Origin of the sequence: Streptomyces bacillaris (assembly GCF_003268675.1) — a bacterium.
In the GTDB taxonomy this organism is placed as follows: domain Bacteria; phylum Actinomycetota; class Actinomycetes; order Streptomycetales; family Streptomycetaceae; genus Streptomyces; species Streptomyces bacillaris.
Genome location: NZ_CP029378.1, coordinates 5757711 through 5769506, shown reverse-complemented (window position 1 = coordinate 5769506; position 11796 = coordinate 5757711). Strand labels below are relative to the sequence as shown.

Sequence of the window (11796 nt, the reverse complement as noted above, 5' to 3'; positions counted from 1 at the left end):
TACGGGCGCGGACGAAGGCCCCCGGCGGCGCCTGGGCGCGGCCGGGGGCCCCGGGTGGTCCTGCGAGTCGTTCAGCGCTTGGCCTTGGCCCCCTTGGGGGTGGCCAGACGGCTGCCCGTCCAGTCCTTGCCCGCGCTGATGCTCTTGGTCTGGGCGAGACCGGCCGTCTGGGCAGCCTCATTGATGTCGCTCGGCTCGACGTATCCGTCACGGCCGGTCTTCGGCGTCATCAGCCAGACCGTACCGCCGTCCTCGAGCAGACCGATGGCATCCACCAGCGCGTCCGTAAGGTCGCCGTCCTCGTCGCGGAACCAGAGCAGCACGACGTCTGCGACGTCGTCGTACTCCTCGTCGACGAGTTCCTGGCCGGTAGTGGCCTCAATGCCCTCACGGAGCTCCAGCTCGACGTCGTCGTCGTAGCCGATCTCCTGGACCACCTGTCCGGGCTCGAACCCCAGGCGTGCTGCCGGGTTGGTCCGCTCCTCCGCGTGGTCCGCGGTCGCGCTCACGGGATGCCTCCTGATCATGTCTTCGGAAAATGCTGCAGCCACGCGCGTGCGCGGGGCGTAGGCCGTAGTCCACACGGGCCCGGCGAATCGCGCAAGTACCCGGCGTGCGAGACCGCCTAAACGGTGACGTTCCCTGCCACGTCACCGCAAGCTCCGGCATGTCTCTCCCGGGGCCTGGACCGGTCCCTCCGGGGCTCCACGAGGTCACCCCATCCGTTTACGTCCTTCCTCAGCTTATGCCGTTTCGCTCCGCCAATCGGATTCGAACGGCCTTTGGGAACGCTTGGACGCCTTGGGCGTAAGGTTGCGGTTTGCCCGTACCCAGCCGCGTACCGCCCATACTCGTGCCCCGCCGGAGAATTTTCGCAACCTCGGGGTTACCCCACGGTAGAGATGACGTTCGGGCCTTCGCGGTAGCACGATGGAGGCGGCGCACAGGCAGTTGTCCCGGGGGTACGTTCCCCGTAACAGACCCCGCAGAGCACCACCGAACAGCGAAGGAACAGTGTGGCTTCCGGATCCGATCGCAACCCGATCATCATTGGCGGCCTTCCGAGCCAGGTCCCGGATTTTGATCCCGAGGAGACCCAGGAATGGCTCGACTCCCTCGACGCCGCCGTCGACGAGCGAGGCCGTGAGCGGGCCCGCTATCTGATGCTCCGGCTCATCGAGCGCGCGCGTGAGAAGCGCGTCGCCGTGCCGGAGATGCGCAGCACGGACTACGTGAACACGATCGCCACGAAGGACGAGCCGTTCTTCCCCGGCGACGAGGAGATCGAGCGCAAGGTCCTCAACGCGACGCGCTGGAACGCGGCCGTGATGGTCTCGCGGGCGCAGCGTCCCGGGATCGGTGTCGGCGGTCACATCGCCACCTTCGCCTCCTCCGCCTCGCTGTACGACGTGGGCTTCAACCACTTCTTCCGGGGCAAGGACCAAGGCGACGGCGGCGACCAGATCTTCTTCCAGGGGCACGCGTCCCCGGGGATCTACGCCCGCGCGTTCCTGCTGGACCGGCTGAGCGAGGCCCAGCTCGACGCGTTCCGCCAGGAGAAGTCGAAGGCCCCGAACGGGCTGTCCAGCTACCCGCACCCGCGGCTGATGCCGGACTTCTGGGAGTTCCCGACCGTCTCGATGGGCCTCGGCCCGCTCGGCGCGATCTACCAGGCGCGGATGAACCGCTACATGGAGGCGCGCGGCATCGCCGACACCTCCAAGTCGCACGTCTGGGCGTATCTGGGCGACGGCGAGATGGACGAGCCCGAGTCGCTGGGGCAGCTCTCCATCGCCGCCCGTGAGGGCCTGGACAACCTGACCTTCGTGGTCAACTGCAACCTGCAGCGGCTCGACGGCCCGGTGCGCGGCAACGGGAAGATCATCCAGGAGCTGGAGTCGCAGTTCCGGGGCGCCGGCTGGAACGTCATCAAGCTGGTCTGGGACCGCTCCTGGGACCCGCTGCTGGCGCAGGACCGCACGGGCATTCTGGTCAACAAGCTGAACACCACGCCGGACGGCCAGTTCCAGACGTACGCCACCGAGACCGGTGCGTACATCCGTGAGCACTTCTTCGGTGACGACCCGCGGCTGCGGGACATGGTCAAGGACATGACCGACCAGCAGATCCTGCACCTGGGGCGCGGCGGTCACGACCACCGCAAGGTGTACGCGGCCTACGCGGCGGCCAAGGCCCACAAGGGCCAGCCGACCGTGATCCTGGCGCAGACGGTCAAGGGCTGGACGCTGGGGCCGAACTTCGAGGGCCGCAACGCGACCCACCAGATGAAGAAGCTCACGGTCGAGGACCTCAAGCGGTTCCGGGACCGGCTGCACATCCCGATCACCGACAAGCAGCTGGACGAGGGCTACCCGCCCTACTACCACCCGGGCCGCGACTCGGAGGAGATCCAGTACATGCACGACCGCCGCAACAGTCTGGGCGGCTATGTGCCGACCCGGGTGGTGCGTGCGAAGCCCCTCCCGCAGCCCGAGGAGAAGACGTACGCGGCTGCGAAGAAGGGTTCGGGTTCGCAGTCGATCGCCACGACCATGGCGTTCGTCCGCATCCTGAAGGACCTCATGCGGGACAAGGAGATCGGTAAGCGTTTCGTGCTGATCGCCCCCGACGAGTACCGCACGTTCGGCATGGACGCGTTCTTCCCGAGCGCGAAGATCTACAATCCGCTGGGCCAGCAGTACGAGGCGGTCGACCGCGATCTGCTGCTCGCGTACAAGGAGTCCCCGACCGGTCAGATGCTGCACGACGGCATCTCCGAGGCGGGCTGTACGGCCTCGCTGATCGCCGCCGGTTCGGCGTACGCGACGCACGGCGAGCCGCTGATCCCGGTGTACGTCTTCTACTCGATGTTCGGGTTCCAGCGCACCGGTGACCAGTTCTGGCAGATGGCCGACCAGCTCTCGCGCGGTTTCGTGCTGGGCGCGACCGCCGGGCGTACGACCCTGACCGGTGAGGGCCTCCAGCACGCGGACGGCCACTCGCAGCTGCTCGCCTCGACCAACCCGGCCTGTGTCTCCTACGACCCGGCCTTCGGGTACGAGATCGCGCACATCATGCAGGACGGGCTGCGCCGGATGTACGGCGAGGCCAACGAGGACGTCTTCTACTACCTCACCGTCTACAACGAGCCGATCCAGCACCCGGCCGAGCCGGAGAACGTGGACGTGGAGGGCATCCTCAAGGGTGTCTACCGGTTCAAGCGGGGCGAGGCGGGCGAGATCCCGGCGCAGATCCTCGCGTCCGGTGTGGCTGTCCCGTGGGCCGTCGAGGCGCAGAAGATCCTCGCCGAGGAGTGGAACGTCAAGGCGGACATCTGGTCGGCCACCTCCTGGAACGAGCTGCGGCGCGAGGCCGTGGAGGTGGAGCGGTACAACCTGCTCCACCCGGAGGAGGAGCAGCGCGTTCCGTATGTGACGCGCAAGCTGGACGGGGCCGAGGGCCCGTTCGTGGCGGTCTCGGACTGGATGCGTTCGGTGCCGGACCAGATCGCGCGCTGGGTGCCGGGGACGTACCAGTCGCTGGGCGCCGACGGCTTCGGCTTCGCGGACACGCGGGGTGCGGCGCGCCGGTTCTTCCACATCGACGCCCAGTCGATCGTCCTCGCGGTGCTCACGGAGCTGGCGAAGGAGGGCAAGATCGACCGGTCGGCCCTGAAGACGGCGCTGGACCGTTACGACCTCCTGGATGTGGCCGCGGCCGATCCGGGAGCGGCGGGCGGCGACGCGTAGCCGTAGAGCTGCTGTACGGGCCCGAGGGGCGGTGGCGCGGGTGCGCCGCCGCCCCTCGGCGTGTTCCGGGCACCGCACACCCTGGTCCCGTCCGATTCCCGGCCCGGTCCCCGTCCCGGTCCGGACGAGAGGGCCTAGTTCTCCCAGATCTTGAACGCCCTCACCTGGTACGGGGAGCGGGGCACCCAGGTCCCGCCGCCCGGGTACGTCTCGAACTCGCCCGTCTCCTGGCACTCGGCCGACTGGTAGGTGGTGACGGGCCGCCCGGTGCGGTTGGCGAGGGACTGGGCGTCGCCGCCCTTGGGGAGCGGGGTGCAGCTCTCGATGTCTACGGTGGCGAGTTCGTACGTCTGCCGGGCGCCGGCGAAGTCGGGCTTCTTCCAGAGGCAGAGCCTCCCCGCCTCGCAGGTGCCGAGCCGGGTGTCCGGGGCCGGGTGCGTGCCGCTCGCCACGGAGCGGTCCTGGGCGAGCGCCTGCGGGACGAGCGCGGTGAGTGCCGTGACGGCCAGGCCCGCGGCGAGAGCGGTCGTACGGGAGGCGCGGGACGTACGGGCTGTGCGGCTGGTACGGGACGTGCGAGAGGTGTGGGACGTGCGGGCTGTGCCGCTGGTGCTGGGCGTGCGGTCGGTACGGATCGTGCGCATGGTGGATCAACCCCCGTGGTCGTGTGCGCGCCGCCGGTCGTCGGCGGCTGCGCTGTCCTGACCACCCTGACCAGCCCGGCGGGGTCCGGGGAAGAGCGGACGGCCCACGCCACCCTGATAGGCGACAGCCCCGCCGAAAGGGTTCGGCGGGGCTGTCGTGTGCGCTGTGTTGACGGCGTACGGGGGTTGGCCCCCGCATCCGGTCCACTTCCTGGGGGTGGTTCCTAGATGTGGCCCACTCCGGCGCCCGCCTCGGCGTTCTCGCCGCGCTTCGTCAACGTGGCGACACCGGCGGCGATGACGGCGACGACGCCCGCGACGGTGAAGGCGAGGCCCATGCCGGACGTGAACGTGTCGTGGATGACCTTGCCGATCGCGCCGACGACCTCCGGCGTCATGCCGGGTGCCTGGGAGAGCGCGTCGACCGGGACCATGCCGAACTCGGCGGCCTTCTCCAGAGCCGGGTCGGGCGTGCCGGGCAGGCCCGCGTCCGACCAGTTGCCGGCGAAGTCGGAGCTGACCTTGGAGGACATGACCGCGCCGAGCACGGCGGTGCCGAGCGCGCCGCCGACCTGCATGGCGGCCTGCTGGAGGCCACCGGCCACACCGGACAGCTCCAGGGGCGCGTTGCCGACGATGACCTCGGTGGCCCCGACCATGACCGGGGCGAGGCCGCAGCCGAGCAGGGCGAACCAGAGGGACATGGCGAAGGTGCCGGTGGACTCGCTGAGCGTCGTCATGCCGAACATGGCGACGGCCGTGCAGACCATGCCGCCGACCAGCGGGACGCGGGGGCCGAACTTGGTGATGAGCAGACCGGCGACCGGCGAGGAGACGATCATCATGGCGGTCAGCGGGAGCAGGTGCAGTCCGCTGTCGACCGGGCTGAGGCCGTGGACGCCCTGGAGGAAGAACGTCACGAAGAAGAGGCCGCCCATGAAGGCGAACGCCATCAGCACCATGAGGATGGTGCCGGCCGTCAACGGGACGGAGCGGAACATCGCCAGCGGGACGAGCGGCTCGCGCACCTGCGTCTGCCAGACGCCGAAGGCGAGGAAGAGCGCGAGCGCGAGGCCGAGGAAGACCCACGTCCAGACGCCGCCCCAGCCCCAGGACTCACCGGCCTTGATGATGCCCCAGATGAGGGAGAACATCGCGCCGGAGAGCAGCAGGATGCCGAAGATGTCGAAGGAGCGCGGCGCGTTGGCGGCGCGGTGGTCCTTGAGGATCACCAGGCCGAAGACGAGCGCGACGATGCCGACCGGCACGTTGATGAAGAAGACCGACTGCCAGCTGACGTGCTCGACGAGCAGACCGCCGACGATGGGGCCGCCCGCGGTGGACGCACCGATGACCATGCCCCAGATGCCGATGGCCATGTTCAGCTTCTCGGCGGGGAAGGTGGCGCGCAGCAGACCGAGCGCGGCGGGCATCAGCAGGGCGCCGAAGAGTCCCTGGAACACACGGAAGAGGATGACCAGCGCGATCTCGCCGGAGAGACCGATCGCCGCGGACGAGAGCGCGAAGCCCGCGATGCCGATCAGGAAGGTCTGCCGGTGGCCGAAGCGGTCACCGAGCTTGCCCGCGGTGATCAGCGCGACGGCGAGGGCGAGCAGATAGCCGTTGGTGATCCACTGGACGTCGGCGAGCGTGGCGCCGAGGTCCTTCTGGATCGCGGGGTTCGCGATGGCGACGATCGTGCCGTCGAGCGCGACCATCATCACGCCGATGGCGACGGCGAACAGGGTCAGCCAGGGGTGGCCGCGAAGCCCCTTGGCCGCGGCGGGTGCGGGGCCGTTCCCGGGCTCCCGCGGCGCCTTCTCGACGGTGGTCTGACTAGTCATACGCGGAGACTAGTGACAGCTACTGACAGTTGACAAACGCATTCACTAGTCAGTAACTGTCGCGTAGCTCACAGGTAAGCTGACCTGGACAAACAAGCGGAAAGAGGACTCGTACGTGACCCACGGGCAGAGCGCCGTGACCCGGCCCGGACTGCGTGAGCGCAAGAAGCAGCGCACCCGTGACGCCCTGCTGCGGGCCGCCCTCGAACTCTTCACCACCCAGGGGTACGAGCGGACCACCGTCGACGAGATCGTCGAGGCGGTCGACGTCTCCCAGCGCACCTTCTTCCGCTACTTCGCGAGCAAGGAGGAGGTGACCTTCGCCGTGCAGGAGATGGTGGAGTCCCGCTTCATCGCGGAGCTGCGCCGCCGGCCCGCCCGCGAGGCCCCCTTCGAGGCCATGCGCCGGGCGGTGCTCTGCGCCTGGAACAGCATCGGCGAGGCGATCGAGGAGGTCATCACGGTGGAGCTGCACATGCGGACGTACCAGATGATCGAGTCGACGCCCTCCCTGCTGGCCGCCCATATGCGGCGCGGGATCGCCCTGGAGAACCAGATCGCCCGGCTGATCGCGGAGCGCGAGGGGCTCGACGTGGAGCGGGATCCGCGCCCCCGGGTCGCCGTCGCCGCGTTCTCCGGGGTGATGCGGGTGACCGGGCAGCTGTGGGGCCAGGGCCACGATTCGAGCGTGGAGGCGCTGCGCGACCTCACCGAGGAGTACCTGGACCAGTTGGTCCCGGCCCTGGCGGGCGAGTGGCGCCGGCCGGAGGGCCCGGAGGGTGACGTGCCGCAGGCGGGTGACGTACACACAGCCGGGTGACCGGACCCGCGGACGGGTGACGCGCCCGCGACCGGGTGGCAGGCCCGGTGCCGGTCCGCGACCGGGTGACGTGCCCGCAGCCGGGTGATGTGTCTCACCTGAATCACGGCCGCCCGTGCCCGTCTCCTAGGGTGTGGCGCAGTGACTTCTTTCGACTCCTCCCCCAGCCTGACCGCCTGGCGTGCGCTGATCGCCGTGGCCGTCGTGTTCGTGATGCTGGCGACCACGGGCTGGTCCGCCGTACAGGACCGCCACGCGGAGGGGGAGCGGGAGCTCGCCCTCGCCTCCTGGGCGCGGGACCGGACCGTGGGCCGTGCGCTGCCGGAGGTCGGGGCTCCGGCCTATCGGATGGCCCACTTCTTCGCCACGCTCACCTCGGGGCAGCGGCTCGCGCTCGCGGACCGGCATCCCTCGATCGTGGGGAATCTGAACGGCGCCCCGGTCGCCCTGCGCTACCACGCCAACCGGCTGGCCCTGAAGCGCGCGGCGGCCGTGGAGCAGCGGCGTACGTACGACGAGGGGCTCACCGCGCTCGGCCGCGACGAGGCGGCCCGGCGGATGCACCGCTTCCGGTCGATGCTCGCGAAGGACCGCCAGATCCTGGCCTTCGACCCGGCGGGCCGGGGCCGCGCCGCCGAGGTCTTCGGCGACCTGGACCGGGCCTCGCGGGTCTCCGTGGTCGTCCCGGGCGTCGACACCGAGCTGCTGACCCTGGAGCGGACCCGCCGCGTCAACTCCGCGCCCGTCGGCATGGCGAAGTCCCTGTACGGGGCGGAGCGCGCGGCCGCCCCCGGGACCCGTACCGCCGTCATCGCCTGGGCCGACTACACCGCCCCCGCCGGACTCGGCATGGACGCGATGCTCGGCGGGCTCGCGGCGGAGGGTGCCGTACGGCTGAACGCCCTGGTGGGGGCGTTGCCCGGCACGTCCACGGTCTCCCTGTTCTGCCACAGCTACGGCTCGGTGGTCTGCGGGGTGGCCGCCGACGAGGCCCCCCGCCGGGTGGCCGACATCGCGGTCGCCGGGTCCCCCGGGATGCGGGCCGAGAGCGCCGCCCGGCTGGACACCGACGCCCGGATCTGGGCGATGCGGGACCGGGACGACTGGATCGAGGACGTGCCGCACCTGGAGTTCGGCGGGATCGGCCACGGCGCCGACCCGGTCGACCCGGCCTTCGGCGCCCGGCTGGTCTCGGCGGCCGGGGCCTCCGGGCACAGCGGCTACTTCGAACCCGGCACCGAGAGCCTCGGCAACCTCGCCGCGATCGGGGTCGGCGCATATGGATCGGTCCGCTGTGCAACCGCCGATGGCGCATGCCGCAGTGGTATTTCCGGTGAACGGGAGACCTGACGCGCGTAGAGCTGCGTGACAAGCCGATTAATTGGGACTTACGCCGAGGGGGGACGTGCGCGCCTGTGCCGCATACGATGAGGCACATGGGTGATGTGCTGGCCGGAATTCATGCCACCTGGGAGTTCGACGCCGACTCCGTGCTCATCCGCTTCGAACGGGGTATTCGCACGCCGAAGCTCTTGCAGAGCCTGCGGGAGCGCCGCATCCCGCATGCTGCGCTGTCGTCGGTGACGCTGACCCCGGGCAAGCGGGACACGGTGGTGCTGCGTGCGGTCCCGAGACCGGGTGCCGACCCGCTCCTGGAGGCTGCCGCGGGACAACTCAAGGAGGGGTGCGACCCCTACCGCCTGGTGCTTCCGGCCGAGCGGGAGCTGCTCGCGGAGTACTACGCGGACGAGTTGCAGTCCTGTCTGGGCCCCGCGTCCGACGAGCCCGCCGACCGTTTCCTGGTCGCCGCGCCCGAGGCGCCGATGCAGTTCAAGGCCTACGACGGGCGGGCCGGTTTCGACGGGGAGCGGGTCTCCTTCCGGTGGTTCTGGACGGGGGCCTCCAGCGCGAAGTGGAAGGCCGGGGACCAGACGTACCGGGTGAGCGAACTGGCCGGAATCGAGTGGCGCTCCCCCGAGGCCCTGGACGGCCACCTCCGCCTGCTGCCCCGGGAGGGTGCCGAGGTCGGGGTCGCGGCGGACCAGGATCCCGCGGCGGTGCTTTTCGGCCTCGGCTACGGGCCGGTGCACGAGTCGCTGCCCTTCGCCGCCGCCGTACTGGAATCCGTACGCCGGACCGCGAGCGCGCCGGCCGTCCCGGCCCCGGTCCTGGTGAACGCCGGGCGGCGCGACCCGGCGGACATCGCCGAGCGGATACATCACCTCGGGGAGCTGCATCAGGCGGGGCTCGTGACGGACGACGAGTACAGCGCGAAGAAGGCGGAGCTGCTCGCGGAGCTGTGAGGCCCGTACCGGCCCGCTCGGCCGGTACCGGCCCGCTCGGCCACTGGCGGAGCGTGAGGTTCCGTACGGCCCCGGGTCCGGGGCGGGCTCGGGCCGCAGGTTCGGCCACGCCACCCCGTACCCGGGTATGAGGTGGGCCGGGCCGGGTTCGGGACCCTGGTATGACGTGCCGGTGGCGGTCGTCCTCCTAGGCTGGCCCGGTCATGTCCACTTCCTCCGCCGGGCCCCCGCCGCCCGCCGACGGCCTGCTGAGCGCCGCCCGCCGCAATCTGCGCGAGCTGGGCCACGGGCTGTCCCACGCGTCCCACCCGTCCACGCCGTTGCTGGCCGGTGCACCGAAACTCTGGCAGCGACTGCTTCCGTACGTCGTCGTCCTTGCGCTGGCCGCGACCTTCATCCCGGTCACCATCACCGTCCTGACCTCGCAGTACGGCGTGTCCGGCGCGCTGGCCGGGGCGCTCGGCGTGGCCCAGGCGGCGCCGCTGCTGATGCTGGCCCACCGCCCCCTCCAGGCGTGGTGGATCATCTTCCCCGCCGACGTCCTGGGCGCGCTGGTGCTGCTGGCGCAGCCGGCCGGCCGGGACGAGGTCTGGCCATGGACCCCTCCGGGGATCGTCGCCTATCTCTTCCTGCTGCTGGCACTCGGGCTCCGGGAGACGCGGCGGACCGTGATCGCCGTCTGGGCGGTGACGGGTGGGGCCGGAGCCGTGCTGCACCTGATCGCCCCGGACCGCAGCAGCGGGAGCGCCCTGCTGCTCACCATCCTCGGCGCGGTGGTGCTGGTGATCGGCGGGGCGGTACGGGAGCGGGGCGTGGCGCAGCGGCGGCTCGCCGAGCAGGAGACGATCAGCGAGGCCGAGCGGGCGCAGCGCACGCTGCTGGAGGAGCGGACCCGGATCGCGCGCGAGCTGCACGATGTGGTCGCCCACCACATGTCGGTGATCACCGTGCAGGCGGACTCGGCGCCGTACCGGATCAGCGGGCTGCCGAAGGCCGCCGAGGAGGAGTTCACGGCGATCGCGGCGGCCGCGCGGGAGTCGCTGGGCGAGATGCGGCGGCTGCTGTCGGTGCTGAGGAGCGACGGTACGGAGGGGGACCGGGCGCCGCAGCCGGGGCTGGACCGGCTCCAGCAGCTGGTGGAGGCGACGGTGCGTGCGGGGCTGCCCGTGGATCTTTCGCTCTCCAAGGAGTTGGGCGAGGTGCCGCCGGCCGTCGACCTGTCGGCGTACCGGATCGTGCAGGAGGCGCTGGCCAACGTGGTGCGGCACGCGCCGGGGGCCCGGACCCGGGTCCTCGTCGCGACGGACATCGACCACCTCGTCGTGCTCGTCGTCAACGGGCCCGCCGCCGGTCGTAGTTCACCGCTGGAGACGAGCGGGACCGGGCACGGGCTGGTCGGGATGCGGGAGCGCGTACGGTTGACCGGCGGCACGCTGGACGTCGGCCCGCTGCCTGACGGCGGGTTCCGGGTCGCGGCCCGGATACCGCTGCCCCCGGCCGCTCCACCGCCCGCGTCCCCGCCCGCCCCATCCCCTTCGGAGGACCTGTGACCATCCGCGTGATCATCGTCGACGACCAGGCCATGGTGCGGGCGGGGTTCGCGGCGCTGCTGTCCGCGCAGAGCGACATCGACGTGGTGGGCGAGGCGGCGGACGGCAGGCAGGGCGTGGAGGTCAGCCGCCACCAGCACCCGGACGTGGTCCTGATGGACGTCCGGATGCCGGAGATGGACGGACTGGCCGCCGCCCGCGAGCTGTTGAGCCCTCCGGTGGGGGTGGTGCACCGCCCGAAGGTGCTGATGCTGACCACGTTCGACGTGGACGACTATGTGTACGAGGCGCTCCGCGCGGGCGCCTCCGGGTTCCTGCTGAAGGACGCCCCGCCGGCCGATCTGATCGCGGCGGTACGGGTGGTGGCGGCGGGCGACGCCCTGCTGGCGCCCTCCGTGACCCGGCGCCTGATCGCGGACTTCGCGGCCCAGCGGCCCTCGAAGGTGACGCGGGGCAAGCAGGCGCTGCGGCTCAACGGGCTGACCCCGCGCGAGAGCGAGGTGCTGGAGCTGATCGCCCGGGGCCTGTCGAACCAGGAGATCGCGGAGCGGCTGGTGCTGGCCGAGCAGACCGTGAAGACGCACATCGGCCGTGTGCTGGCCAAGCTGGACCTGCGGGACCGGGCGCAGGCGGTGATCTTCGCGTACGAGTCGGGGCTGGTGACTCCGGGGGACGCGGGGACGTAGCTCCCGGCCCGTGAGGGGAGGCGGGGGCGTAGCTCCGGCCCGGGAGAGACGCGGGGGCGTAGTTCCGAGCCGGGATGTGCCCCACCCCCTACCCCGGTAGTACATCGGAGTTGGCTCCTCGGTGTGACGCCCCCTCACCCGTCCTCTTCCTACCTTCCTCCCGGTCGCGCCGATCGGTGCGGCGGCAGAGAGGGAGGGCA

9 protein-coding genes are annotated in these 11796 nt (G+C 71.0%); 6 read left to right on the top strand and 3 right to left on the bottom strand.

Annotated features, from left to right (window positions below; all coding sequences use genetic code 11):
* Nucleotides 1-71: 71 nt before the first annotated feature.
* On the bottom strand, nt 72-509 hold the full coding sequence (locus DJ476_RS25010; RefSeq protein WP_018486931.1) for a DUF3052 domain-containing protein: 438 nt from the start codon (nt 507-509) through the stop codon (nt 72-74).
* A 507-nt stretch (nt 510-1016) separates the two neighbouring features.
* On the opposite strand from DJ476_RS25010, the gene aceE reads away from it, so the two are divergent.
* A complete protein-coding gene (gene aceE, locus DJ476_RS25005; protein ID WP_112491617.1) occupies nt 1017-3749 on the top strand; it encodes a pyruvate dehydrogenase (acetyl-transferring), homodimeric type in 2733 nt (910 codons plus the stop codon).
* Between the two features lie 134 nt (nt 3750-3883).
* Here the strand turns inward: aceE and DJ476_RS25000 are convergent, their stop codons facing one another.
* Together DJ476_RS25000 and DJ476_RS24995 are read right to left on the bottom strand one after the other, a co-directional pair.
* Nucleotides 3884-4393 (bottom strand): peptidase inhibitor family I36 protein, encoded by a 510-nt coding sequence (locus DJ476_RS25000; RefSeq protein ID WP_241565418.1) that lies wholly within the window; start codon nt 4391-4393, stop codon nt 3884-3886.
* Nucleotides 4394-4617: 224 nt separating this feature from the next.
* On the bottom strand, nt 4618-6237 hold the full coding sequence (locus DJ476_RS24995) for an MFS transporter (protein ID WP_103416370.1): 1620 nt from the start codon (nt 6235-6237) through the stop codon (nt 4618-4620).
* 115 nt (nt 6238-6352) lie between these two features.
* Between DJ476_RS24995 and DJ476_RS24990 the strand changes: the two genes are divergently transcribed.
* From DJ476_RS24990 to DJ476_RS24970, 5 genes are all read left to right on the top strand, one after another.
* Entirely contained in the window at nt 6353-7057 is a 705-nt protein-coding gene (locus DJ476_RS24990) for a TetR family transcriptional regulator (protein ID WP_103416371.1), read from the top strand.
* A 141-nt stretch (nt 7058-7198) separates the two neighbouring features.
* Complete coding sequence (locus DJ476_RS24985; protein ID WP_103416372.1) at nt 7199-8407, top strand: alpha/beta hydrolase; 1209 nt, start codon at nt 7199-7201, stop codon at nt 8405-8407.
* Between the two features lie 86 nt (nt 8408-8493).
* Nucleotides 8494-9360 (top strand): DUF4429 domain-containing protein, encoded by an 867-nt coding sequence (locus DJ476_RS24980; RefSeq protein WP_112491616.1) that lies wholly within the window; start codon nt 8494-8496, stop codon nt 9358-9360.
* 203 nt (nt 9361-9563) lie between these two features.
* Nucleotides 9564-10910, top strand: coding sequence for a sensor histidine kinase (locus tag DJ476_RS24975; RefSeq protein ID WP_112491615.1), 1347 nt, complete (start codon nt 9564-9566; stop codon nt 10908-10910).
* The gene (locus DJ476_RS24970) at nt 10907-11596 is read left to right on the top strand and encodes a response regulator (protein WP_103416374.1); all 690 of its coding nucleotides are present in this window, start codon (nt 10907-10909) and stop codon (nt 11594-11596) included. Before DJ476_RS24975 ends, DJ476_RS24970 begins: the two co-directional genes overlap by 4 nt.
* The last annotated feature ends 200 nt before the right edge of the window (nt 11597-11796 follow it).

Excerpts from the sequence above, each read along its gene's own strand:
- DJ476_RS25000 (WP_241565418.1), bottom strand. The coding sequence starts at position 4,393 with ATGCGCACGATCCGTACCGACCGCACGCCCAGCACCAGCGGCACAGCC.
- DJ476_RS24995 (WP_103416370.1), bottom strand. The coding sequence starts at position 6,237 with ATGACTAGTCAGACCACCGTCGAGAAGGCGCCGCGGGAGCCCGGGAAC.
- DJ476_RS24980 (WP_112491616.1), top strand. The coding sequence starts at position 8,494 with ATGGGTGATGTGCTGGCCGGAATTCATGCCACCTGGGAGTTCGACGCC.
- DJ476_RS24975 (WP_112491615.1), top strand. The coding sequence starts at position 9,564 with ATGTCCACTTCCTCCGCCGGGCCCCCGCCGCCCGCCGACGGCCTGCTG.